Below are 26,437 nucleotides of genomic sequence, written 5' to 3' on the forward strand. Positions count from 1 at the left end.
GCTCTTTAAGGCAAAATTCATGCGTTCTTCTATCATTTTGGTTTCTCTCCATGGCATCACCCTTTCTGGCCGAAAGTGTTACCCATGTCCTGAACCTTTTTTGGTACCTATGTCCTGAACCTGTACCGGCGGGGTTCTTGACGATCATCCGGCTGACGCGCTTCTGCGCGTCCATTGCGGGGAGTGTTAAGGGACAGGCTATACGTCTCCTTTTTTTGGGCCTGAAGGCGTTTGGGGGATACGGGATGCGAGATACCGGATGTTGTACCTGTCAGATATAAGCTCCTCCTCTGCTTGCAGGGGAGGGGGACCGCGAAGCGGTGGAGGGGTTCAAGGGAATTCTCAGGTCTCAAGTTTCAGCCCTCCTGAGGCCTTCCCTTAGACAAGCTGAGGACAGGCCGGCCTCCGGCCTCTACCTTTCTGGCTTGAAACCAGCGCCGGGGGCGGCACGGTAGGCAGCTTTCCCGATTTTTCTGCCATGTCTGAGATCGCAAAAGCCTACGAACCGAAAGAAGTCGAACAACGCTGGTACGCCAACTGGCTTGAAGCCGGATGCTTCAAGGGGCAGGTGGATGATGCCCGCGAGCCCTATGCGATCATGATCCCGCCGCCCAATGTGACCGGCATGCTGCACATGGGCCACGTTCTGGACAACACCCTGCAGGACATCTTCATCCGCCGCGCCCGCCTCGAAGGCAAGGCGGTGCTCTGGCAGCCCGGCACCGACCACGCCGGCATTGCCACCCAGACGAAGGTGGAAAAGCAGCTGCGTGCCTCGGAAGGCAAGTCGAAGTACGATCTTGGCCGTGAGGCATTTGTCGAGAAGGTCTGGGAATTTCGCGAAGAGTCGGGGGGCGTGATACTCAAGCAGCTGCAAAAGCTTGGCGCTTCCTGCGACTGGGACCGCACCAGCTTCACCCTGGACGATCACTACTCCAAGGCGGTGCTCACCGCATTTGTCGACTTCTACAAGCGCGGCTACATCTACCGCGGCAAGCGGATGGTTAACTGGTGCCCGGCCACGCACACCGCGATCTCCGACGAGGAGGTCAACATGAAGCCGCAGAAGGGCTACTTCTACAAGATGCGCTACGAGCTGGTCGAGCCGGACGGCGAGCGCACCCATCTGGAAATTTCCACGACCCGCCCTGAGACCCTGATGGGGGATACTGCGGTTGCGGTGCACCCGGAAGATGAGCGCTACAAGCATCTGATCGGCAAGACGGTCTGGCGTCCCTTCCCCAAGGCTCCGATTCCGATCATCGGCGACGAATATGTCGACCGCGAGTTTGGTACGGGTTGCCTCAAGGTGACGCCCGCCCACGACAAGAATGACTTTGAAATCGGCCAGCGTCACGGGCTGGAGGTCATCGAGGTGATCGACCACGACGGTAAGCTGAATGCCCTGGCGGGCGAAGACTTTGACGGCATGGAGCGCTTCGAGGCCCGCAAGGTGGCGGCGCAGAAGCTTGAGGACATGGGTCTGCTGATCGAACGCGAACCCTACGAAAACACCGTCGGTTTCTCCGAGCGGGGCGATGTGCCGATCGAGCCGCGTTTGTCCGAGCAATGGTTCCTTAAGTACCCGAAGGTCGAGGAAGCCAAGCGCGCGGTGGAGAGCGGCATCATCAAGTTCCACCCGGACCGCTGGAAGAAGACCTATCTGCACTGGCTCAACGGCATTCAGGACTGGTGCATCAGCCGCCAGCTTTGGTGGGGCCACCGTATCCCGGTCTGGTACAAGAAGGGGCTCGAGCGCAGCACCCTCGATTTCAACGATCCGGAGCAGGTCCACGTCTCGGTCGAAGGGCCCGCCGATCCTGAGAACTGGGAGCAGGAGGAAGACGTTCTCGATACCTGGGCCTCTTCCTACCTCTGGCCCATGGCCAACCTGGGCTGGCCGGAGCCGACTGAAGCGCAGCAGAAGGAACTCGATTTCTGGTACCCGACTTCCACCCTGGTCACTGGCTTCGATATTATCTTCTTCTGGGTCGCCCGTATGATCATGGCCGGGCTCGAGCTCTACGGCGAAGATAAGGCAGAGCTGACCGACGCGGAGATCGCCGCCCGTATCCCCTTCAAGAATATTTATATCCACGGCCTGATCCGCGACGAAAAGGGCCGCAAAATGTCCAAGTCGCTGGGCAATTCCCCGGATCCCCTCGACCTGATCGAGAAATTCGGGGCCGACGGCCTGCGCTTCGGTATCTGCAACATCGCGCCGACCGGTTCCGATATTCTTTTCTCCGAGGACCGTATCCAGATCGGACGTAATTTCTGCAACAAGCTGTGGAATGCCGCCCGTTTCCGGCAAATGTCCGGCGAAATGGCCGACAACTCCGGCCTCGAGGCCATCCTTGGACGTATCGATCCGGCCAAGTGTGACGACTACGACCACTGGATCCTGGGCCGTCTGGCCCAAGTCACGGAGGACGTCGAGAAGTGCTTCACCGGCTACGAGCTCGCGCCGCTGACCCACAACATCTACGCATTCTTCTGGAGCGATTTCTGCGACTGGTATGTGGAGGCCTCGAAGGGCAAACTGAAGGACGCCTCGCTGCGTGACAACTGCCTGGCGATCCAGGACCTGGTCCTGCGTCAAGTCCTGCAACTGGCCAACCCGGTCATGCCGCACATCACGGAAGAGCTGTGGAAGGGCTTGGGCTACGATGCCTCGCAGGCCTTTATCCAGAACGCACGGATTCCGCATGCCAGCGAAGTCGTGGCCGGGATCGAGGTGGATGCCGGCGCGGTCGAGCGTGTGGCCAACCTGCAGGAGCTGATTTCCCAGGCCCGCGCACTCAAGGCCCAGTACAATCTGGCCAACAAGCGAGACGTCGAGGTGTTCTACGGAGCCGAAGGCGAGGCCGCCCAGGTCATCGCCGACAATTCCGCCCTGATCCAGACCCTCGCCGGTATCGGCAGCCTGAATACGATCGGCGGGAAATCCACCGACGGGCTTCCCGCAGTGGTGACGCCGCTCGGGCCGCTCTATCTCGACCTCAGCAGTGCGATTGACGTCGACGCGGAAAAGGCCCGCCTGAGCAAGGAGCTCGAAAAGCTCAACAAGCTCGTGGCAGTCGGTGAAAACAAGCTGAAGAACCCGAAATTCGTCGATGGTGCTCCGGCCCAGGTCGTCGAAGGCGCCCGCAAGCAACTCGCCGAAACCACCGAGAAGCGTGACGAGACCCAACGCATCCTGAACAGTTTGGGGTAGGCAAGCCCAGAGGGCTTGCTGGAGGGCTGAAACTTGAAAGCTGAAACCTGAAGGTTTTTTGAGGCCTGACGAAGCGCGGCAGCCCTGAGCTTTGCCTGCCATGAGCTTGTCGAATGGTCGAAGCGGTTGCGGCGTTGTAGGTCGAAATCGCATCCCTCCAGGGCATCACGCCTGTCTTCATGGCTCGCGAGCAGTGTGGGTAGGGACGGATATCCCTATCCGTCCGCTGCGGAGTTGTACGTCTTCCACCGTCGAAATCGCTGTCGCGCTTTCGCTACACCGGTATCGTGCACGATCCACCTCTCGCCGTAGGAACGAAAGCGAAAGCGGTAATAAGCGGTTTAAAGAAACGGGGAATTCTAAGGGACAGGCTATAGGATAGGCTATAGGATCTTTCCCATGTCACCGGTATGGGTTCCGCATTAGCCCTCGGCGGACGCGCGGAAGCGTGTCCGTTGCGGCGTTGTAAGTCGAAATCGCATCCCTCCAGGGCATCACGCCTGTCTTCATGGCTCGCGAGCAGTGGGTAGGGACGGATATCCTTATCCGTCCGCTGAGGAGTTGTACGTCTTCCACCGTCGAAATCGCTGTCGCGCTTTCGCTACCGGGGAATTATGCGAGCTTCAGGTCTCAGGTCTCCGCCTTCATCCTTCCAGGCGGCACAGCCGCCTGCCGCCTACGCGTGCTTGATCGCGATAAGGGTGAGGTCGTCGGGCTGGCCGACATCGCCGCAGAAGCGGCCGACGCCTTCGAGGACGCCGTCCACGATATCCTGGGCGGTGCCTTCGCCGAGGTTGCGAAGGGTGTGGGTCAGGCGCTTGCCGGAGTATTCCTCGCCTTCGGCATTCACGCTTTCCGTGACTCCGTCGGTATAGAGCAGGAGGGCGTCTTTCACGCCGAACTCGATTTCGGTGTCCTGGATGGTCAGGTCGAAAATTTCCGGTGGCACCATGCCGACGGCCATGCCCTGCGAGCGCACGGGGATGACTTCGACGCGGCCGTCTTCCTGGGTGTCGTAGAAGAGTGGTAGTTCATGGCCGGCCCGCGCGATCGTGACCTTTTCGGTTTCCAGGTCGATGATGGCGTACACGATGGTGATGAACATGTCCTTGCGCATGGACTCGGACATGGCGGCATTGATCGCGCTCAGGACTTTGGAAGGGGAACGGTGCAGCTTGGAAAAATGCCTCAGGTTGGTCTGGCAGATGGCCATGAGGATGGAGGCCGAAATCCCCTTGCCGGACACGTCGGCCACCGCGACCCCGATGGTCTTCGAATTCAGGGCGAAGACATCGTAGAGGTCCCCGCCGATCTTTTGAGCCGGCGTGCAGTGGGCGGCGAAAGCCAGCTTTTCGGACGGGGGGAAGGCTTTCGGCAGGAGCAGGCCCTGGATGTTGCTGGCCAGCTCGATATCCAGATCGAGCTTGTTCTTCTCGATCTGCAGCTGCATGGCATCGCTGTTGTGCACCGCCAGCCCGACCTGTTCGGCCAGCGACTCGACCAGCGAGAAATCGGTTTCCGTGAAGGACAGGCCGTCCACCGGGTTGGTCACCGCGAGCACCGCGATCAGTTCGCCCTGGAAGAGTACCGGTGCGACGATGATGGAGCGGATCTGCAGGGAGCGGTCCTTATGCTGGATCACGCGCGGGTCTTTTTGGGCGTCCGCGATGAGCAGGGCGCGTCCGGACTTGGCCACCTGGCCAATGAGGCCCTCGCCCATCTTGTAGCTTTCCGCCTTGAGAATGTTTTCCAAGAACTGGGTGCGGGTGGCCAGTTTCGAGCTGATTTCGTCCGGCAGTTTCCGCTGGGGCGGGAACAGCCCCTCCACCGCGATGCCCTTCAATGTGTTGTCCGGCCGCTTCTCGAAGATACAGGCACTCATCGCGCCGGTACTGAGGATGGCGGCGTGGATGATGCGCTGGAACATGGCCTGCCGGTCGCCGCCTGTGGCCACGGCCTCGACCATGTTGTGCATGAACTCGACGACGATCTGCTTCTCCTGTTGCAGCAGTTGCTTCTCTTCCTCGATCAGGGTCCGCTTGCGGCGCTGGCGCGCATAGACCGCCCACATGCCGAGTAGCCCCAGTACGACGCCAATGAAGAACGACATCATAGGCAACCGGGTCAGGACCCGTTTTCGTCTTCGACCTGGTTGCGGAGGAAGGCGATCACGTCCTGGAACTTGGCGGCGTTCTGGTCGTCCGCTTTGACCAGGTTTTCATGTGCCTTCAAGACGTTGCGGGCGTCCGACACCTCGACGTTCTGGAGGCCGGAGAATTCAGTGGTTGATTTGTTGGATCCCTCCGGCAGGTCTTCTGCGATGGTCAGGAGGTTTTGCAGTCCCAGATTGCAGATGAGCTCGTAATTCCGCTCGCTCAACTGGCAGAGCACCAGTACCCCCGGCGTGGGCTGCTTGCGCAGCTCCAGCGCCGTCCCGGCCAGAATGCCGAGAAAGGTACTGTCCATCCCCGTGCAGCCTTCGAAGTCCAGTACGAACTGGCTACTGCCGTCCCTGAGCATGGTTTCGATGAACTCCCTGAAATCATTGCAGTTCAGGTAATTCGCCTTGCCGTTGATGCGAACCACGACGGGCTCGCTATAAGCACTCACCAAGAAGGTCGGCTGTTTCGGGGGATTCATGCAGTGGGTCGTGCGGGCAAATCAAGAAGCATTCAGGATGTCACGCAGCACATATTGCAGGATGCCGCCGTGACGGTAATAGTCGACTTCAATCTCTGTATCGATCCGCAGCGTGACGTCAACCGTCTGGCTGCTGCCGTCCGTCTTCGTGATCGTCAACGGCAGCGACTGGCCGGGCTTGACCGCGTCGGAGAGGCCGGTGATGGAGAACGTCTCCGTGCCGTCCAGACCGAGGCTTTCGTCGCTCATCCCTTCATTGAACTGCAGGGGAAGCACGCCCATGCCGATCAGGTTGCTGCGGTGGATCCGTTCGAAGCTCTTGGCCACGACGGCTTTCACGCCGAGCAGGGCGGTGCCCTTGGCGGCCCAGTCGCGCGAGCTGCCCATGCCGTAGTCTTCGCCCGCGATCACAATCAGCCCGTCACCGCGCTGTTTGTAGGTCTGGCAGGCATCATAGATGTCCATCGGCGTGTTTTCCGGCATCAGCTTAGTGTAGCCGCCTTCCTTGCCTTCCGCCATCTTGTTCTTGAAGCGGACATTGGCAAAGGTGCCGCGGGTCATGATCCGGTCGTTGCCGCGGCGCGAGCCGAAGCTGTTGAAGTCCTTCTTTTCCACCCCGTTGTCCTTCAGGTAGCGGCCGGCCGGGCCGTCTTCCTTTATCGCACCGGCCGGGGAGATGTGGTCGGTGGTGATGGAGTCGCCCACGATGGCCAGCGGGCGCAGGTCCGTGAGGTCGCCGATCGTGCCGGCTTCCATCCCGAAGCCTTCGAAGAAGGGCGGGTTCTGGATGTAGGTGGACTTGGCGTCCCACTCGTAGATGCTGCCGGTGGAGGAGGTCACGGCGTTCCACTCCGGATTTGCGGAGGTCAGGTCGCCGTACTTGGACTGGAACATCTCGGGCTTGAGGCCGGAGAGCACCAGGCTTTCGATCTCTTCATTGCTCGGCCAGATGTCCTTTAGATAGACCGGTTCGCCGTCGCTGCCGGTGCCGATCGGGTCGGAGCTCAGGTCGATGTTGACTGTGCCGGCGAGGGCGTAGGCCACGACCAGCGGCGGGGACATGAGGAAGTTCGACTTGATCGCACCGTGGACACGGGCTTCGAAGTTACGGTTGCCGGAGAGCACGGAGGCCCCGACGATGTCACCTTCCTTGAGGGCTTCCTCGATGGCCGGGTCGAGCGGGCCGGAGTTGCCGATACAAGTGGTGCAGCCGTAGCCCACGAGCTGGAAGCCGAGGGCGTCGAGATCCTTTTGCAGGTCGGTTTCCTCGAGATACTCGGTCACCACGCGGGAGCCCGGTCCGAGGGAGGTCTTGACCAGCGGGTTGACCTTGAGGCCCTTTTCGAGGGCCTTGCGGGCCACCAGGCCGGCGGCGATCATGACAGAAGGGTTGGACGTGTTGGTGCAGCTGGTGATCGCCGCGATCAGCACCTGGCCGTGTGCGAGTTCGGGCAGGTCGGTCAAGTTGTGGATTTCGCCCATGCTCGGTGTGGCCGGGCGGTTGGCGACCATTTCGGCCTCATCCATCGGGGCATCCCCGTGACCGTTGAGGTTGGCGATCCCGCCGGCCGGCTCGTCGCGGCCTCCGGCTGCGACCGGTGCCTTGACGCGCACGGTCTTGCTTTGGGCGTCCTGGGCCACGCCGAAGCCGCCTTCGGCCACCGGCATGTCCATGAGCTGCTTGAAACGTGTCTTGAGCGAAGGCACCTCGATGCGGTCCTGCGGACGCTTTGGGCCGGCCACGCAGGGCACGATCCCGCTGATGTCCAGTTCCAGGCTCTTGGTGTACTCGATCTCGCCCTTGCGCGGGATGCCGAACATGCCCTGGGCTTCGTAGTAATCCTTCACGCGCTGGATCTCGGCTTCGCTGCGGCCGGTCAGGCGGAGGTAGTCGAGGGACTTTTCGTCGACCGGGAAGAAGCCCATGGTGGCACCGTATTCGGGGGCCATGTTGGCAACCGTCGCACGGTCGGCCAGGCTCAGCTTGGCCGCGCCTTCACCGTAGAACTCGACGAACTTGCCGACCACCTTCTCGGCGCGGAGCATTTCCGTGATGCGGAGGGTCAGGTCGGTGGCGGTGGCGCCTTCCGGCAGCTCTCCGCTCAGGTGCACCCCGATCACTTCGGGGGTCTTGAAATAAACCGGTTGGCCCAGCATGCCGGATTCGGCTTCAATGCCGCCCACGCCCCAGCCCACGATGCCGAGACCGTTGATCATGGTGGTGTGGGAGTCGGTGCCGACCAAAGTATCCGGATAGAGGATACCGTCCTTTTCGAAGACCACGCGGGCCAGGTACTCAAGGTTCACCTGGTGCACGATCCCGATGGCCGGAGGCACCACGCTGAAGGTTTCAAAGGCCTGCTGGCCCCACTTGAGGAACTGGTAGCGCTCCTTGTTGCGGGAAAACTCGATCTTCAGGTTTTCCAGGAAGGCGTTGGCCGAGCCGGAGCGGTCCACTTGTACGGAGTGGTCCACCACGAGGTCGACCGGTACCAGCGGTTCGATCACCGAAGGATCCTTGCCCAGTCCCTTGACCGCATCGCGCATGGCGGCGAGGTCCACCAGCAGCGGCACACCGGTGAAGTCCTGCAGGACCACGCGGGAGACCACGAAGGGGATTTCCTTGTTGCTTTCCTCGGTCGGGCTCCAGGCGGCGAGCGCCTTGACATCGTCTTCCACGATCCGTTTGCCGTCGCAGTTCCGGAGCACGGACTCCAGCACGATGCGGATACTGACCGGAAGCTTCGAGATGCCGCTGAGGCCGGCTTCGCTTTCAAGGGCGGGAAGGCTGTAGTATTTGCAGCCGTTGAGTTCTTTGATGACGTTAAACGGATCGTTCATGAGAATGTGTTGCGTAGTACGGGATGCGGGATGCGTGATGCGGGCTTAGCCCTTCAGGGCCGCCTTGATGGCTTCGAAGTCCGGCAGTTGCTTCGGGTCGTCCGAAGATTCGCTGTAAACAATGCTGCCGTTTTCATCGATCACGAAGGCCGAGCGCTTGGATACGCCCTTGAAGCCTAACAGGTCTTCGAACAGCACATCGTATGCCTTCGAGACCTCCTTGTTGAAGTCGCTCAGCAGTGGGAATTTCAACCCGTCGACCTGCGCCATCTTCTCCTGCGAGAAGGGGCTGTCCACCGAGATCCCGTACACCGCCGCGTTCAGGCTGGTGTAGTCCTGGATGCCCGAGCTGACCGAGCACATTTCTTCCATGCAGACACTGGTAAAAGCGAGGGGGAAAAAGAGAAGAACAGTCTTCTGCTTGCCGTAGTTGTCACTCAGGGTGACGTCCTGGAGGCCGTCGGCGTTTTTGGTCTTCAGTGTGAAATCGGGTGCTTGGGTGCCGGTTGCAAGTGCCATAGTGCGTTTCGATTGGTTGTGATTGGTAGTCGTAAATCGAGTAAGGGAGTAGAGTTAAGCCGCACCCGTGTGGCTTGTAAAGAGCCGGATTCCGTTTTTAGAGGGCGCCACCGCAGGCGGCGGGTGTTGCTTGTTGAACGTGCTGACAGCGACGTTTCTTTTGGGAGTGCTGGCAACGCTGGTGATTTGGAACCACGAATGCACACGAATTGACACGAATGCTGACAACCCTGCATTCTATTTTGATGTTTAGATACTGCTGAGCACACAACCCTCGCAAAATAAACCGGCGTGCTCGCGCCCCGCCTCGGGGGGGGGGGCGCGTCCGTTGCGGTGTAGTCAGTCGAATCGCTTTCAACAAACAACCTTCAACAAACAACGCTTCGTCAGCCTTCAGCCCTCCGGAGGCCTATGGCCTCCGTCCGCCGCGTTCTGCCAGCCAGACGGCGACGCCGATGAGGACGGTGCCGAGGGCGAGGCGCAGGAGGTCGGTGAGGGTAATGCTGTGCCATTCGCCGAAGACGAAGAGCGAGCAGAACATGCCGATCGGGATGACGGCGTTGTTGAAGGCGGCCAGCGTGCCGGCGCGGCTCAGGCTGGCGCCCTTGTTCCAGAGGAAGAAGCCGAGTCCGGAGGCAATCACGCCGAGATAGAGCAGCACGACGACTTGCTCCGGGCTGGGGGCGAAGCTGCTCCAGTCGCTGGCGAAGAAGCTGTAGCCGAAGGCGGCGGCGCAACCACCGGCATAGGGCAGGGCAAAGATCCGGGCGTCCTGGATCCTTGGATGTGCTTGCTTCCAGTCGCGGTAGTACACCTGCCCGAAGGCAAAGGCGATGCCCGAGAGCTGCATGAGCAGGAATCCGGTCCACAGGTCCTCGTAGCTGCCGGCCTCGATCTTGATCACGGCGGCACCGGCGATGGAAAGCAGGGCGGCGGCGAAATGGCGGCTCTGGAAGCGAAGCGAGCGCAGTTCATGGATGATCACCACGTAGAGCGGGGTGGTGATGGAAAACAGGGCCACGAGGTGTGAGGGCAGGTAGCGGAAGGCCTGTATGTAACACAGGTACATACAGCCGAACTGGATGCTGCCGCAAAGCAGGAGGCGGAGCGTGTCGCCGGTGCGCAGTCCCCGTGGGCGAAAAAAGGGCAGAAAGACCAGCAGGGCCAGGAGCAGGCGCAGGCATGTGATCTGGACGGAATCCATCCCGGCCAGACGGTTGCCGATCAGGCCGAAAGAGAAAGCCCAGAACAGTGAAACAAGCGCGAGATAGTACATACCGGTCAAAGAAAAACCCCGGAGCGAGTCCGGGGTTTTGTCAAATTGCTGGAGCCTCCGCTTAATCGGGGGTCGGTAGCTCGATTTCCGGGCTGACCACGATCACGCCGGGATCTTCCGGAGTGAGTTCCGGGGTCGGCAGGGTGATGATTCTCGGAGCACGCCCGCCGGTCGGGAAGTAGTTTGTCAGGACATCCACGATCTCATCATAGTTCGGATCCTCCTTGGAGAGATGCATGATGATGATGTGCTGGTTGGGGATGTTGGAGACTCGGGTGGTTTCGGCACGCGAGTCGTAGCCCATGCTGGCTGCGCCGCCCTTGAATTCCATGGCACCGGCAAACTTGGTCATGAGGTCGACTTCACCCTTAATGTTCATCACGCGGAGCTCAAGTTGGCCAGCCTCGGCGTTGTAGATCAGTTCGATCCAGAACACGGTGCCGCGGATGGCGGCGGTACCCAGCGGGGTTTCGACGTTGAAATTGGAACCGTTGGCCAGCTTCTTGACCTCGCCCTTCACCTTGCCGTAGTTGAGCTCCAGCATGGTTTGCGACTGGCTCGGATCTGCTTCGAGCTCTTCGTAGCTCTTGCCGCCGGCGAAGCTTTCCTGCTTCATTTCGCGGAGGGTCAGGCTGGTGTTCGGCTCGACCGTAATGATCGAACCGTTGGAGAAGACCAGCTTCGCGCCGCTGAGTTGGGAGGAACTGACGGAGTCGCCCTGATGTAGAATGTCGCCTGCCTGCAGGGGGCGTTCGGCATCACCCGAATAGAGAGTCACCGAGCCGGATACGGACAGGACTTTGGCGGAGGCGAGTTCAGCTGCTTGCAGGGTAAGGGCACCGATTAAGAAGAAACCAATGAGTGCGACGCGTAGAGAAAGATGTTTCATAACAGAAGCTTTGTTTAGTAGTCGAATGCCCTAACTTATTCAGACACAGCGCAGATTCAAGCTTTTTCACGCCCGGGCTTTATTACAAGTATGTGAAAATTCCGCCGCCGGAGGCGGCCTTTTGAGGGAGGAGGGCGTCTCGAGGGCTGAGGGGCGCTGGCCCTCGGCCAGCGGAAGGATGAAGGCGGAGACCTGAAACCTGAAGGGGGGGGGGCGGGGGTCGAGGCCTAAAGTATGGTCCGGTCATCGACGTGACCGCCGATGCTACACCGCAGGCATCCAGTGTAGCATCCGGCGTAAGGCGGATGATTCCTATATCTTGTATACGGGTTCGATGTATGGATAGGTGCAAGTATCCAAGTTTGTTGGCTTGCATGAGGCCTCTAGGCGTCCGCAAGCGGGACACGCCACGCCGTAGGTACGAAGGCGGGACACGCCACGCCGTAGGTACGAAGGCGGGACACGCCACGCCGTAGGTACGAAGGCGGGACACGCCACGCCGTAGGTACGAAGGCGGGACACGCTTCCGTCTATCCTGAGCTTAAGCCGAAGGGCGCGTCCTTAAAAAAGTCCTTCAGGTTTCAGGTCTCATCCTTCCAGAGGCCTCCTTCCAGTTGCCTCCGGCCTCTGTTTTTTTCATTGGCAAGCATGGACGAAGCCGCCATGCACTCAGGCTTCCCTAATCAGCCCATGGAATTACTGAACATCGGTTTCGCTATCCTACTCGTAAAAATCGCCATCTCCGTCCTCCCGGGCGTGATTGGTATATATCTGATCGCCGCGCCGGAAGAGAAGAAGCGCGAGCTGCGTAATTCGGTCTGCAACAAGCTGTTTGAGGTCAGCAATGCGATCCCGTATCCGAAATTTGCCCGTTTCCTCGCCATCTGCGGCTCCGGCCTGATCCTGTTTTCCCTCGTCGCCAGCTGGTTCCTGCTGCTCCGCGATTTGATCCCGGAAGGGTAAGAGGCCGGAGGCCTCTTATGAAGGCTGAGGGCGGAGACCTGACGGAGCGTAGCGGAGGGTGACTGAAGGGGTGCCCTCCGGGCGCTGAAGGAACAAACCTGAAGGAGCGGAGGAGGGGTTCGAGGCAGGGCTTGGCGCAAGTGTTGAGCTTTTGGCCCTGCATCAGTGCTCTGTAGACGCGCGGAAGCGCATCCCTCCAGGTCATCACGCCTGTCTTCATGGCTCGCGAGCAGTGGGTAGGGACGGATATCCCTATCCGTCCGCTACGGAGTTGTACGTCTTCCACTGTCGAAATCGCTGTCGCGCTTTCGCTACCAGGGAATTCTAAGGGACAGGCTATAGGGCTATAGGATCTTTCCCGTGTTACCGGTATGGGTTCCGCATCGGGCCTCGGTGGACGCGCGGAAGCGCGTCCCTCCAGGGATCACGCCTGTCTTTATGGCTCGCTAGCAGTGGGTAGGGACGGGATATCCCTATTCGTCCGCTGCGGAGTTGTACGTCTTCCACTGTCGAAATCGCTGTCGCGCTTTCGCTACCAGGGAATTCTAAGGGACAGGCTATCGGATCTTTCCCGTGTTACCGGTATGGGTTCCGCATTATGCCTCGGTGGACGCGCGGAAGCGCATCCCTCCAGGTCATCACGCCTGTCTTCATGGCTCGCTAGCAGTGGGTAGGGACGGGATATCCCTATTCGTCCGCTACGGAGTTGTATGTCTTCCACTGTCGAAATCGCTGTCGCGCTTTCGCTACCAGGGAATTCTAAGGGACAGGCTATAGGGCTATAGGATCTTTCCCGTGTTACCGGTATGGGTTCCGCATCGGGCCTCGGGCGGACGCGCGGAAGCGCATCCCTCCAGGTCATCACGCCTGTCTTCATGGCTCGCTAGCAGTGGGTAGGGACGGATATCCCTATCCGTCCGCTACGGAGTTGTACGTCTTCCACTGTCGAAATCGCTTTCGCTACACGGGATTTCGCACACCTCCAGATAACTCTCAACAAACAACCATCAACGAACAACGCTCCGTCAAGTCTCAGCCCTCCAGGCGGCCTTGCCGCCTCCGGTTCCAGGCGACGCAGTCCTCGTAGGCGATGCGCTGGCCGCCGAAGAGATCGAGGGCGCTGCCGATGGTCAGGTCGACCCGGCCGCCGCTGAGGGATTCGACCAGGGCGAGGTCGTCAAAGGCCTGGGCGCCGCCGGCGTAAGTGACGGGGATCGGGCAATGCGCGCCGAGCATCCGCACGAGGGCTTCATCGATCCCCTCGCACTTGCCCTCCACATCGGCCGCATGGATGAGAAATTCGGCGCAGCTGTGTGAGAGTTCCTCGAGTGTTGGGGCATCCACCATCAGGTCGGTCGGGGTCTGCCAGCGGTTCATCGCCACCACCCATTGCCCCTCACGGGCGCGGCAGCTCAGGTCCACCACCAGGTGCTCACGTCCGACTTCCGCCACCAGGGCGTCCAGATGCCCGGGCAGAAAATGTCCCTCGGCGTCAAAGAGCCAGGAGGTCACGATCACATGGCTGGCGCCGGCCTGCAGCCACTCCACCGCATTTTCACGGCGGATCCCGCCGCCGATCTGCAAGCCGCGCGGATAGGCCGCCAGCGCCTGCCGTGCGGCCGCGGCATTTCCGGGCCCCAGTTGGATCACATGTCCGCCGGTCAATCCGTCCTCCTTGTAGCGCCGCGCAAAATACCCCGCCGGCTGCTCGCTCTCGAAATTTGTGCGCAGCGTGCGGTCGTCGTCGCTCAGGCTGCCGCCGACGATTTGCTTCACCTTGCCGGCGTGCAGGTCAATACAGGGACGGAATTGTGTCATGCCGCCATCAAGTGTCGGCCGCGAGCGCTTGTCAATGGAGCGCGCAGCGCTGCGCGCTGGAGGGCTGAGGGCTGTTCCGAGCGAAGCGACAACCCGCCTTCGTTCCTTGGGGCTCCGTTGCTCTACGCCCGCACGAGCCGGCGTGGCGTGCCGGATCCCGCAGCGTGGGAGACCGGACCAACTTGAAACCTGAAGGGGGGCGAAGCGCAGGCGCGCTTCTGGAGGGCTGAGGGCTGAAACCTGTTCCGAGCGAAGCGACAAGACCGGGCGCAACGCGAACCGGACCAACCTGAAACCTGAAGTTTTATTTTTTCTCAGGTCTGTTCCTTCAGTTGCCCAAAGGGCACCCCTTCGACAAGCTCAGGACAGGCCACTTCAGTCACCCTCCGCTTCGCTCCGGGCGAAATGCTCCGCATTTCACCATCTCCGCGCTGCCGCGCTTCGTCCGCCCTCATCCCTCAAAGGGTATCCCTTCAAACAACGCTTGCCTCCGCACGGGATTCGCTGACTTTCTTCAATATGAACATTCTGCTGACCGGCTGTGCCGGATTTATTGGATCCCATACACTGGACCGACTGCTGGCCGAGGGCCATCAGGTCATCGGGGTGGACAACTTCGATCCCTTCTACAGCCGTTCGCTCAAGCAGGCGAACCTGGGGAAGCATCTGGACGCGGAAGCCCATGAAGGACGCTTCGAGCTGATTGAAGGCGACCTGGCCGATCCCGCGACCTACACCAAGATCCGCTTTATGGCGGAAGGGATGTTTGGTGAAGCCGGTTTCGACGCCATCATCCACCTTGCCGCCAAGGCCGGGGTGCGCCCTTCCATCCAGGACCCGGTCGGTTACCAGCGGGCCAACGTGGTGGCGACCCAGAACCTGCTCGAGTTTGCGCGCGAGGCGGGCGTGCAGCAGTTCGTCTTTGCCTCCTCCTCCTCGGTCTACGGTATCAGCCCGAATGTGCCCTGGCATGAGGACGACGTCGTCCTGCGCCCGATCAGCCCCTACGCCAGTTCGAAGGTGAGTTGCGAGCTGCTGGGCCATGTCTACAGCCACCTCTACGGCATCCGCTTCCTCGGTCTGCGTTTCTTCACCGTTTACGGCCCCCGCCAGCGGCCCGACCTGGCGATCAACAAATTTGTCAGCCGGATCGAAGCCGGCGAGCCGATCCCGGTCTTCGGCGACGGCAGCACCCGGCGCGACTACACCTTCGTCATGGATATCGTGGACGGGGTCATGGCAGCCCTGAACTACACGGACAGCACCTACGAAGTGATCAATCTGGGCAACAACCGGACCGTCAGCCTGAGCGAAATGATCGCCACGATCGAATCCGTGCTGGGCAAGCAGGCGCAAATCGACCGCCAGCCCGAACAGCCCGGCGACGTGCCCCAGACCTGGGCCGATGTCGCCAAGGCCGGCCGCCTCCTCAATTACCACCCAACCACCTCCTTCCGCGACGGCATCCAGGCCTTCGTCGACTGGTGGAGGGGAAAAGAGGCCACCGGCCTCTTTTGAGGGCTGAAGGCTGTTCCGAGCGAAGCGACAAGACCGGGCGCAACGCGAACCGGACCAAGCTGAGACCTGAAGGTGGACGAAGCGGAGTTGTTTGTTGAAGGTAGTTGGGGACAACCTGAGCTCCTCCTCCCCCGGCACGGCGTAGCTACTTGCGGAGACGGCTGCTCGCAGGGGAGGTGGCTGCGCTAGCCGCAGACGGAGGGGTTCTTCTCCTCCAGTGACATCACGCCTGTCTTAATGGATCGCGCGCCCTAGTGGAGGGCCATGCTTCCGTCTCTCCTGAGCTGAAGCCGAAGGGCGCGTCCGCTGCGGTGTTGTCAGCCATTTTAAGGCAAAATTCATGCGTTCTTCTATCATTTTGGTTTCTCTCCATGGCATCACCCTTTCTGGCCGAAAGTGTTACCCATGTCCTGAACCTTTTTTGTTACCTATGTCCTGAACCTGTACCGTTGTTTGTTGAAGGTAGTTGGGGACAACCTGAGCTCCTCCTCTGCTCGCAGGGGAGGTGGCTGCGCTAGCCGCAGACGGAGGGGTTCTTCTCCTCCAGTGACATCACGCCTGCCTTAATGGATCGCGCGCCCTAATGGAGGGCCATGCTTCCGTCTCTCCTGAGCTTAAGCCGAAGGGCGCGTCCGCTGTGGTGTTGTCAGCCATTTTAAGGCAAAATTCATGCGTTCTTCTATCATTTTGGTTTCTCTCCATGGCATCACCCTTTCTGGCCGAAAGTGTTACCCATGTCCTGAACCTTTTTTGTTACCTATGTCCTGAACCTGTACCGTTGTTTGTTGAAGGTAGTTGGGGACAACCTGAGCTCCTCCTCTGCTCGCAGGGGAGGTGGCTGCGCTTGCCGCAGACGGAGGGGTTCTTCTCCTCCAGTGACATCACGCCTGCCTTTATGGATCGCACGCCCTAATGGAGGGCCATGCTTCCGTCTCTCCTGAGCTGAAGCCGAAGGGCGCGTCCGCTGCGGTGTTGTAAGCATCCCAAAAGAGTATGCGGGGTCTTGATTGCCACGGCGTATTAACAGAAGCCGGGAGCGGGCGTAAAGGAATGTAGCCCCTTGTAAGCATTCACGTAAATTAACGGCATCTAGCCCTGCGTAGCCTTTAGGCGTAGCGGGGTTCCAAATCACCAGCGTTGTAAGCCATTCGTGTCCATCAGTGCGTATCCATCCAGCAGGCCTCGGCGGACGGATAGGGATATCCGTCCCTACCTCCCTGAGTGTATGCGGCGCTGTAGGCATTAACATTAACGCGCGTGCGTCCCGCCTCCATTCCTCTACGGCGTGGCGTGTCCCGCCTTAGCGGGGTCCATTAACGGCGCCTGTCTCGCCGTAGGAACGAAGGCGGATTAACGGCGCCTAGCCCGAATGGCACTACTTTAAGCTTCTTATCGTAGTGGCGACTTCAGTCGCCATCGAGCCGAGGTGGCTTAGGATGCTGAATATGGCAGCTAAAGCAGCCACTACGAGCGACGCTTTGTTGCAATAGGAACCCTTCAATTTGTCCTTAAAGTAGTGCCATTCGAGCCTAGCCCTGCGTAGCCTTCAGGCGTAGCGGGGTTCAAAATCAACAGAGTTGTAAGCCATTCGTGCACATTCGTGCCCATGGTCCGGTCTTCCGCAAAGCGGAATCCGGTCATGTCGTCGCGATGCTCCTCGGAACGTGGTTCAAAAACTCACACCGTTGTCAGCTCGTTCAACAAACAACTTTCAACAAACAACGTCAGCCGCCAGAGGCGGCTGTATTGTTAACCAGAAAATATTTAAAATTATCAATTGCACTTTGAGCGGGGGCTTGTTTTGGCTCTGGCATGCAAAACATCGAAAATCGTGCATACCGGAACCTGATGGTGCTGGGCTTGGCGGCGGGCCTTGGCTCCGCCGGGGCCTCGGCGGAGGACGTGGCGGGCAGCTACAGTCTGCCCACGCTCTATGTGCAGGGGCAGCAGACGGCCAACGTCCTGCCGGTCTCGACCTATGCCGCGCCGGTCTCGAACCTCGAGTTTGAGCCGCGGGTGGACCTGCAGTCGCGCAACATGGCGGAGGCGCAGGGCGACGTCAGCATTCGTGGCGGGATTTTCGAAAACACCGGATTCCGTTTGGGGGCGGCCACGCTGCTGGACCCGCAGACCGGTCACTACTTTGCCGAGCTGCCGGTGGCGCCGGAGATGTTGAGCCGTCCGGCCGTCCTGACCGGTGCGGACAATGCACTGCTCGGCTTCAACAGCACCGCAGGCACGCTGGACTACGGCTGGACCGAGATCCGCACGGGGGGCAGCCTGACCGTCGGCTTCGGGGACCACGATTTAAACACCCAGCGCCTGCACAGCGGCTTCACCGGCGCGCTGGGCGATTCCGGCGACTGGAGCTGGGGCGTGGAGGGCGAGTATTCCCGCTCCGAGAGCGACGGCACGGTCCGCTACGGCGACCATGATTTCTACCGGGCCAATGCCCGCGTCCAGCTGCTCGGCCCGAACTCGCAGACCGATTTCTTTGCCGGCTACCAGGAAAAGTTCTTCGGCTGGCCCGAGCTCTACGCCGCCCCCTACGGCGCGATGGAGACCGACAACCTGAAGAACCGCCTCTTCCTCTTCAACCACAAGCAGTCCTACGGCGACGCCAGCACGGTCGAGTTCACCGCCTACACCCGCCGTCTCTCGGACCACTACATCTTCAACCGATTTGCCCCGAACAAGGCCTTCGTGCATGAGACCCAGGTCCATGCCGCCGCGCTCTCCGGGCGTCATGCCTTTAGCGAGCGCAGCGCCCTGAACTACAACGCCCAGCTCACGGCCGACGAAATCGATTCCACCACCCTGGAAAACAACTTCACCTCCCGCAGCTACCTGAAGCTCGCCCTTCTGCCGGAATACAATCTGCCGCTCAACGATGCCGAGCGCCTGCGCTTCCGCGCCGGCCTCGCCTACGACGACAGCAACCGCGACGACGATGCCGTCTCGCCCATCGCCGACCTCGCCTGGTTCCGCGACCGTGCCGACGGCGGCAGCGACAAGCTCTACCTGTCCTATGCCGAAGCCAGCCAGGTGCCCGGCTACACCGCCACCGGCGGGGGCAGCGCCGGCCTCTTTGCCAGCGATCCGGACCTCGACCGCGAGACCAGCCGCAACGTCGAGCTCGGCGGCCGCCTCGAGCGCCTCGACTGGTCCTTCGAAGCCGCGGTCTTCTACCGCTGGGACGACGACCTGGTCGACTGGACCTATTCCGACGCCAACACCTCCGCCCGTTCCGCCAGCAACGTCGATATCGAGACCCTCGGGGTCGAGCTCATCGCCAGCTACCGCTGGGGCGACCTCGAAGCCATCGCCAGCTACGGCTACCTGCACAAGGACGAGGACTACGGCGACGCCTCCGTCGATGCCAGCTTCTACGCCCTCAACTTTCCCGAGCACCGCGTCACCCTCGGCGCGATCTGGCGTCCCATCGACCTGCTGGAGGTCCGCATCGACAACGAGTGGCGTCAACAGGAAGCCAGCGACCTGCGCGAGGGCAGCGACTGCGCCTTTTTCACCCACCTGCGCCTGAGCGTCTTTCCCCCGCAAATCAAGCAGCTCGAACTCTTCGTCGCGGTGGACAACCTCTGGGACGACGACTTCCAGGACGTCCCCGGCACCCCCGGCCGCGGCGACCAGTACTCCGCCGGCGCCACCTGGCGCTGGTAAGCCGCCTGTGGCGGCTTACCAGAGTGGGAAAGTGACCCAGCTATGGCTGGGAGTGGGAATGTATGAAAGTAGGAACCGTCTTCGCTGAAGCTACGACGGTCGAAAGGTGGGAAAGTGGGATGCTGGCGTGATGCGTGATACGGACCTTCTTGTAGCGAAAGCGCGATAGCGATTTCGACCGACAACAACGCACGCGGACGCGCCCTTCGACACGCTCAGAAAGTTCCCCTCCTAGCTTAGGAGGGGTGTCTCCGCTTGTCGGGGACGGGGTGGTCGAAGCGGTGGAGGGGTTCGATGGATAGATACGATGCAAATATCAAAGTTTGTGGCCTTGCATGAGTCCTCTTCGGACACGCCCTTCGGCTTCAGCTCAGGATAGACGGAAGCGCGTCCCTCCTGGGCATTGCGCGGTCTTTATTGGATTGCTGGAAGAATGGAGGGACATGCTTCTGCATGTCCGCTGCGGTGTTGCACTGTGCTTCGACAAACCACCCCGTCTGCCGCTTCTGCGTCATCCACCCCTCCTTAGCCAAGGAGGGGAACATAGAAGCGGGAATCTACACCCTTCACCCCTAAAAGCTCCTCCTCTTTCAAGGGGAGGGGGACCGCGAAGCGGCCTGCCCTGAGCTTTGCCTGCCATGAGCTTGTCGAATGGTCGAATGGTCGAATGGTCGAAGCGGTGGAGGGGTTCGATGGATAGATACGATGCAAATATCAAAGTTTGTGGCCTTGCATGAGGCCTCTTCGGACGCGCCCTTCGGCTTCAGCTCAGGATAGACGGAAGCGCGTCCCTCCTGGGCATTGCGCGGTCTTTATTGGATTGCTGGAAGAATGGAGGGACATGCTTCTGCATGTCCGCTGCGGTGTTGTAAGTTAGGCCTTTCGGTGCTCGGCGATAGTCGTATCAAGCTTGCTTGAGTAAGGCTTGAATTGCGGGTTTCAAGGCCTGGACACCTTGTGTTGCCGCATCCCAAATAATGGAGTCTTCGGCGCGAAAATAACTGTGGGCGAGGACATCGCGGAAGCCACTAATCGCGCGCCAGGGGATCTCGGGATGTTGTGCGGTCCATGTGCTTGGTAGATGTTTCGATGCCTCACCGACGACCTCGAGACAGCGAGTGACTGCATCAATGGTTTTACGATCGCCGGCAAAGCGTTCGTAGTCATAGCCCTCAATATGAGATTCGATCCACTCGATCGATTCCAGCATGTCCTCCAAGCGTAGTATCGGATCACGCGACATGCTTTAAATCTTCCCGGATCCGGTCATAAAATCGTTGTGGGCAAGAATTTTTAGTATGCAGGTCCACAGGCAAACCGAAGCTTTCTTCGAGAAAGAATTTGAGCTCCATGAAGTTGACCAGTCCGGGGGGCTCGGAAAATTCGACGAGAAAATCAAGGTCATGTACCTCGGTTTCCTGCCTGGCCGCAGATCCGAATAAATAAAGCCCGGCAACATGATAACCAGCCAATACCTCAGCGTTGTCGGCAAGACGTGCACGTATGGCTTCAATGGTAATCATTGTATGGATAATTAGGGCGTTCTGAGGCTTGTTGCAAGTGTTGTTCGAGATACGGGATACGAGATACGGGAGCGTGCAGCCGCACCTAAAACTCTTCCTCCCTGGCTCGGCGTAGTCCTAGACGAAGACGGGTGCTTGCAGGGGAGGGGGACCGCGAAGCGGCCTGCCCTGAGCTTTGCCTGCCCTGAGCTTGTCGAATGGTCGAAGCGGTGGAGGGGTTCGATGTATTGATACGATGCAAATATCAAAGTTTGTGGCCTTGCATGAGGCCTCTTCGGACAGCGCCCTTCGGCTTATGCTCAGGATAGACAGAAGCGCGTCCCTCCTGGGCATTGCGCGGTCTTTATTGGATTGCTGGAAGAATGGAGGGACATGCTTCTGCATGTCCGCTGCGGTGTTGCACTGTGCTTCGACAAACCACCCCGTCTGCCGCTTCTGCGTCATCCACCCCTCCTTAGCCAAGGAGGGGAACATAGAAGCGGGAATCTACACCCTTCACCCTCTAAAAGCTCCTCCTCTTTCAAGGGGAGGGGGACCGCGAAGCGGCCTGCCCTGAGCTGGTCGAATGGTCGAATGGTCGAATGGTCGAAGCGGTGGAGGGGTTCGATGTATTGATACGATGCAAATATCAAAGTTTGTGGCCTTGCATGAGGCCTCTTCGGACAGCGCCCTTCGGCTTATGCTCAGGATAGACAGAAGCGCGTCCCTCCTGGGCATTGCGCGGTCTTTATTGGATTGCTGGAAGAATGGAGGGACATGCTTCTGCATGTCCGCTGCGGTGTTGCACTGTGCTTCGACAAACCACCCCGTCTGCCGCTTCTGCGTCATCCACCCCTCCTTAGCCAAGGAGGGGAACATAGAAGCTGGAATCTACACCCTTCACCCTCTAAAAGCTCCTCCTCTTTCAAGGGGAGGGGGACCGCGAAGCGGCCTGCCCTGAGCTGGTCGAAGCGGTGGAGGGGTTCGATGTATTGATACGATGCAAGCATCAAAGTTTGTAGCCTTGCATGAGGCCTCGGCGGACGCGTCCTTCTGTGCGTCCGTTGCGGTGTTGTCAGTCGAAATCGCTGTCGCGCTTTTGCTACACCGAGTTTGTTGCAACTCCAGATGACTCTCAACAAACAACCATCAACAAACAACGCGCTTCGTCCGCCTTCATCCCTCCAAGAAGCCTCCGGCTTCTCTGTTCAATCTTTCTTGAACAAACTGAGACTTTGCTTATGAGGGAAGGCGTATGGCATCGGAAACGGCCCAATCCAGCAGCTCCGCACCGGCCCTTTCGGCCTGGGAGACGGCAATGATCGAGGTTTTCGTCCGGGCGGCGGGTTTGATCGGCCTGCCGCGCTCGGTCGGGGAAATCTACGGCTGCCTCTATTGCGCGACGGAGGCCCTGACCTTTGACGGGCTCTGCGACCGTCTGGACATCAGCCGGGGCTCGGTCAGCCAGGGGCTGAAGTTGCTGCGTCAGCTCGGCGCGGTCAATCTGCACTACGTCCCCGGTAGCCGGAAGGACCACTATGTTCCGGAGCTCTCGATGAAACGTCTGGTGCGTGGTTTCCTGCGCGACCAGTTTGCCCCGCATCTGGAATCCGGCGAAGACCGCCTGGATCAGATCGAGGACCTGATCGGCAGCGACGTCGACCCGGCCCGCCGCAGCCATGCGCAAAAGCGTCTCCAGACCCTCCGCACCTGGAAAGACCGCACCCGCAAGCTCATGCCCGTGGTCCTCTCCGTCCTCGGCGGCGCCAGCTTCCTCGAAGACGACGCCGGCGAAGTGGTGTAGGATTAGATATCTTACGATGCCTGTTGGGTAGGCAGTTCCGAGGCGCGCAGCGAACCGGACCATTATTCTTACAGCGACGTGTGTTTTGGAACCACGAATTTACACGAATGGGCACGAATGCTTACAACGACGTTGGTTTTGAACCGTTAATGAACGTTAATTAACGTGAATGGCTTACAACGACGGATTCATTCTTTTGGGGAAGTATTCTGCCCCGCAGTATCTAAAGCCCAATAAAGTATGCGGGGTCTTGAGCGGGCGTAAAGGAATGTAGCCCCTTGTAGGCATCCACGCCACGCCGTAAGGAACGAAGGCGGGAGCGTGCCATGAGCGGTCATAAGAGGTCCACCTGCCCTGAGCATTGGTCGAAGGGCCCGACAGCGGAAATCCACCCCAAAAAGTATGCGGTGCTGTGAGCATTCACGCGCTCGCGTCCCGCCTCCATTCCTCTACGGCGTGGCGTGTCCCGCCTTAGCGGGGTCAATTAACGTTCACCTGTCTCGCCGTAGGCACGAAGGCGGATTAACGGCATTAAGCCCTGCGTAGCCTTCAGGCGTAGCGGGGTTCAAAACTGCAGCGCTGTAAGCCATTCGGGTTCATTAGCGTTGTAAGCATCTCCAAAATACAACCGTCGTTGTAAGCACGTAGTCCCGCGAAGTATTACGAAGCGGGATTCGTGCCCATCCGTGTGCATTCGTGGTTTCAAAAACACGGCGTTGTAAGCCGTTCACTGTTCTTCAAGCGTCCGCAAGCGGGACACGCCACGCCGGCTCGTGCGGGCGTAGAGCAACGGAGCCCCAAGGCACGAAGGCGGGACACGCCACCTTCCCACCTTAATACTTTCCCACTTTCATACTCCTCGCCGCCTCCGGCTGCTAGTACGTCGGCCTATACAGGCTGCGGGCTTTTTGGGCGCGGTAGCTTTCGGCGGCTTTGGCTTTGGCTTCGAAGTGGAGCGGGCCGTCGTTGACCACTTCCCAGCGGGCGGCGGCTTTGCCCCAGGCCTCGGTGGCGATGTCGGCGAGGATGGCGAACTGGCGCTCGGAGAAGAAGTTCTTTTCCGCGTAGAGCACGAGCTGGCCGGGATACTCGCCGCGGAGGGTGTGGACGTATTGCCAGAGCTCCTCCGGTTGGTCGTGCGCGGTGTTGGGCACGTAGAAGTTGCGTGCTTTCTCGCCCAGCTGGAGCTCCGCCCGGATGAAGCCCATTTTTTTGAGGATGAAGCGGTAGTCGGACCAGAGGTGCTGCCCGCTGTCGGCCCGTTCGGACTCCACGATGAACCAGTCCTTCAGGTGCAGGGCGTTGCGGGTGTCCTGCCGCGCCTGGATCGAGTCGTTCACCACATTGCGCAGGGCGTCGGCGGTGAATTTCTGCCCGCGCAGGGTGATGAGCAGGACCACGAAGGCGAAGCCGAGAAAGATGGGCAGGTAGCGTCCCTGGTTGGCAAAGGCAAGCAGGCCGCCGACGAGGGCGAAGAGCGAGACCGCATAGAGCACCAGCACGGTGTTGCGGTGGGACAGGCCGGTGCCGAGCAGGCGGTGGTGGATGTGCAGACGGTCGGGGCGGAAGAGGGGCAGGCCGCGGATGCCGCGGCGGAGGATGGCGAAGCCCACGTCCACGATGGGCAGGGCGAGGGCCAGCACCGGCGCGATCAGCGCCGCGATCACCGTCCCCTTGTGCGAGTTCATCAGTGAGAGCGCCGCGATCACATAGCCGATCAAATAGGCCCCCGAGTCGCCCATGTAGACCTTGGCCGGCGGGAAATTATGAAAGAGAAAGCCGAGGATCGCGCCCACCATGCCGAGCGCGAGGATGGTCGAGATCACCACCCCGCCCTCATAGCCGAGGTAGGCCAGCAGGGCCATCAGCATGAGCCCGATCCCCCCGGCCAGGCCGTCCAGCCCGTCGATCAGGTTGATCAGGTTCATCATGGCCACAAACCAGGCCACGGTCAGGAAAATGCTGAAGAAACCGAGGTCGAAGGTGACCTCAAAAAATGGCACCTTGAACTTTTCAACCGAGAGCCCGCACTCGTGGGCCAGTAGGGCGATGATGATCTGGGCCAGCAGTTTCACCTTCGCGCCCATCGGCTTCATGTCGTCCAGGAAGCCGAGGAGGAAGGCACCGGCTGCCCCCGCAAACACGCCGTAGTGCATGAGCGAGGCGTTGTCCTGGTCGTCCAGATTGAAGAAGCAGAGCAGGTAGGTCACGGTAAAGCCGAGCACGATGCCGGCCCCCCCGATCCGCGGAATCACCCCCGTGTGCGTGTGGTGGTGCTGGATCGTGGTCGAACTCGTCTGCCCCAGCCCCGCGTGCAGCAGCAAGAAGATCGACAGCCAGGAAACAAAGCAGCCGAGTAAGAGGAAGAATAGGACGGGGAAAAACATGACGGGTTGTCAGCGCCTTTATGAGGGATGCCTCGATCAGGTCAAGTACGACACCGTATCTTAACTAAGGAAAATGCCCCAGTCGGCGCAGGGACTGCGCCGACTGGAAGGAATGGCTTACAACGCCGTGTTTTTGAAACCACTAATGCACACGGATGGGCACGAATGGCTTACAGCGACGTATTTAGCATTACTCAAGTTCCCCGCCTAGGTTAAGGCGGGGTGGCTGCCGCGCAGCGGCCCGCCCTGAGCTTTGCCTGCCCTGAGCATGTCGAATGGTCGAATGGTCGCAGCGGCAGACGGGGCGGTTCGTCGTACCGGTCAAGAATGGCTTACAACACTGATGGTTTTGGACCCCGCTACGCCTGAAGGCTACGCAGGGCTTAACGCGAATGGCACTACTTTAAGCTTCTGATCGTAGTGGCGACTTCAGTCGCCATCGAGCCGAGGTGGCTTAGGATGCTGAATATGGCAGCTAAAGCAGCCACTACGAGCGACGCTTTGTTGCAATAGGAACCCTTCAATTTGTCATTAAAGTAGTGCCATTCGGGCTTAACGCCACGGATGCACACGGATAAACACGAATCCCGCTACGTAATACTTCGCGGGACTACGTACTTGCAACCATGTGTTTTCTTGAACCCCGCTACGCCTGAAGGCTACGCAGGGCTAGGCGCCGTTAATTCACGTTAATTCACGTTAATGCTTACAACGACGGTTGTATTTTGGAGATGCTTACAACGCGGATGAACCCGAATGGCTTACCGCGCCGTATTTTTCTTAGGGTTGTGTGTAGCGAAGCGATGAGAATCGCTTCGACCCGTCTCCTCGATGATACGCCGAGGCAGGCCGAGGACTGCCGTAGCTGCTCTCCCCAACCTCGCCCGACAGGGCTCTCTAGCGGAGCGGTTGTGAAAAAGAAATGGAGTGTATGAGACTTCACGTAAATCCTTTGAATCATCAAGGATCACTGTTGATGCAGTCGTGGGGTGGTCCCCGCTCGTAAACACGAAAACGAGTAACGACGTTTTTTGAACTACGGAAAGCGCGGAAGACACGAAAACGAGCACACCGCATTCATTTTAGGGTTTGTGTGTAGCGAAGCGATGAGAGTCGCTTCGACCCGTCTCCTCGCTGATTGGGGCTACGTAGCCCCAAGAGCAACGAAGCCCCAAGGAACGAAGGCGGAAGCGGTGATAAGTGGTGATAAGCGGTGTCCGCGTCAGCGGAAATTCTTCCCTTCAGGTCTCAGGTTTGTTCCTTCAGCTGCCCAAAGGGCACCCCTTCGACCATTCGACCATTCGACAAGCTCATGGCAGGCAAAGCTCATGGCCGGCAAAGCTCAGGACAGGCCACTTCAGTCACCCTCCGCGTTGCTCCGG

15 protein-coding genes are annotated in these 26,437 nt (G+C 59.7%); 5 read left to right on the forward strand and 10 right to left on the reverse strand.

Going from position 1 to position 26,437, the window contains the following annotated elements:
- The first annotated feature begins 478 nt into the window (after positions 1–478).
- A complete protein-coding gene (locus O2597_RS17610; RefSeq protein WP_269526945.1) occupies positions 479–3,217 on the forward strand; it encodes a valine--tRNA ligase in 2,739 nt (912 codons plus the stop codon).
- Between the two features lie 676 nt (positions 3,218–3,893).
- On the opposite strand, the gene O2597_RS17615 is transcribed toward O2597_RS17610, so the two are convergent.
- The 6 genes from O2597_RS17615 to O2597_RS17640 all read right to left on the reverse strand — a co-directional run bounded on the left by O2597_RS17615 (position 3,894) and on the right by O2597_RS17640 (position 11,382).
- Complete coding sequence (locus O2597_RS17615; RefSeq protein ID WP_269526947.1) at positions 3,894–5,330, reverse strand: SpoIIE family protein phosphatase; 1,437 nt, start codon at positions 5,328–5,330, stop codon at positions 3,894–3,896.
- 11 nt (positions 5,331–5,341) lie between these two features.
- Positions 5,342–5,857, reverse strand: coding sequence for an STAS domain-containing protein (locus O2597_RS17620; RefSeq protein ID WP_269526949.1), 516 nt, complete (start codon positions 5,855–5,857; stop codon positions 5,342–5,344).
- A gap of 21 nt (positions 5,858–5,878) precedes the next feature.
- Positions 5,879–8,698 carry an aconitate hydratase gene (locus O2597_RS17625; protein WP_269526951.1) on the reverse strand — a complete coding sequence of 940 codons (2,820 nt, stop codon included), beginning with the start codon at positions 8,696–8,698 and terminating at the stop codon, positions 5,879–5,881.
- Positions 8,699–8,743: 45 nt separating this feature from the next.
- Positions 8,744–9,217, reverse strand: a complete 474-nt coding sequence (locus tag O2597_RS17630; RefSeq protein WP_269526952.1) for a redoxin domain-containing protein — start codon at positions 9,215–9,217, stop codon at positions 8,744–8,746.
- 409 nt (positions 9,218–9,626) lie between these two features.
- Positions 9,627–10,493 carry an EamA family transporter gene (locus tag O2597_RS17635; protein ID WP_269526954.1) on the reverse strand — a complete coding sequence of 289 codons (867 nt, stop codon included), beginning with the start codon at positions 10,491–10,493 and terminating at the stop codon, positions 9,627–9,629.
- 61 nt (positions 10,494–10,554) lie between these two features.
- Positions 10,555–11,382, reverse strand: coding sequence for a FecR family protein (locus O2597_RS17640; protein ID WP_269526956.1), 828 nt, complete (start codon positions 11,380–11,382; stop codon positions 10,555–10,557).
- Between the two features lie 690 nt (positions 11,383–12,072).
- Between O2597_RS17640 and O2597_RS17645 the strand changes: the two genes are divergently transcribed.
- On the forward strand, positions 12,073–12,345 hold the full coding sequence (locus O2597_RS17645) for a hypothetical protein (protein ID WP_269526957.1): 273 nt from the start codon (positions 12,073–12,075) through the stop codon (positions 12,343–12,345).
- A 1,032-nt stretch (positions 12,346–13,377) separates the two neighbouring features.
- Here the strand turns inward: O2597_RS17645 and hisA are convergent.
- Entirely contained in the window at positions 13,378–14,163 is a 786-nt protein-coding gene (gene hisA, locus O2597_RS17650; protein WP_269526958.1) for a phosphoribosylformimino-5-aminoimidazole carboxamide ribotide isomerase, read from the reverse strand.
- 519 nt (positions 14,164–14,682) lie between these two features.
- On the opposite strand from hisA, the gene O2597_RS17655 reads away from it, so the two are divergent.
- Together O2597_RS17655 and O2597_RS17660 are read left to right on the forward strand one after the other, a co-directional pair.
- A complete protein-coding gene (locus O2597_RS17655; protein WP_269526960.1) occupies positions 14,683–15,681 on the forward strand; it encodes a GDP-mannose 4,6-dehydratase in 999 nt (332 codons plus the stop codon).
- Between the two features lie 1,812 nt (positions 15,682–17,493).
- Entirely contained in the window at positions 17,494–19,362 is a 1,869-nt protein-coding gene (locus O2597_RS17660) for a TonB-dependent receptor plug domain-containing protein (RefSeq protein WP_269526962.1), read from the forward strand.
- Positions 19,363–20,266: 904 nt separating this feature from the next.
- Here the strand turns inward: O2597_RS17660 and O2597_RS17665 are convergent.
- Positions 20,267–20,605 (reverse strand): HepT-like ribonuclease domain-containing protein, encoded by a 339-nt coding sequence (locus O2597_RS17665; RefSeq protein WP_269526964.1) that lies wholly within the window; start codon positions 20,603–20,605, stop codon positions 20,267–20,269.
- Positions 20,595–20,885 (reverse strand): nucleotidyltransferase family protein, encoded by a 291-nt coding sequence (locus O2597_RS17670; protein ID WP_269526966.1) that lies wholly within the window; start codon positions 20,883–20,885, stop codon positions 20,595–20,597. Before O2597_RS17670 ends, O2597_RS17665 begins: the two co-directional genes overlap by 11 nt.
- Before the next feature lie 1,234 nt (positions 20,886–22,119).
- Here O2597_RS17670 and O2597_RS17675 point away from each other — a divergent pair.
- The gene (locus tag O2597_RS17675; protein WP_269526968.1) at positions 22,120–22,668 is read left to right on the forward strand and encodes a GbsR/MarR family transcriptional regulator; all 549 of its coding nucleotides are present in this window, start codon (positions 22,120–22,122) and stop codon (positions 22,666–22,668) included.
- A gap of 875 nt (positions 22,669–23,543) precedes the next feature.
- On the opposite strand, the gene O2597_RS17680 is transcribed toward O2597_RS17675, so the two are convergent.
- Complete coding sequence (locus tag O2597_RS17680; protein ID WP_269526969.1) at positions 23,544–25,055, reverse strand: MraY family glycosyltransferase; 1,512 nt, start codon at positions 25,053–25,055, stop codon at positions 23,544–23,546.
- Positions 25,056–26,437 lie beyond the last annotated feature (1,382 nt).

The sequence above is a fragment of the Coraliomargarita parva genome (genome assembly GCF_027257905.1).
Taxonomy (GTDB): domain Bacteria; phylum Verrucomicrobiota; class Verrucomicrobiia; order Opitutales; family Coraliomargaritaceae; genus Coraliomargarita_A; species Coraliomargarita_A parva.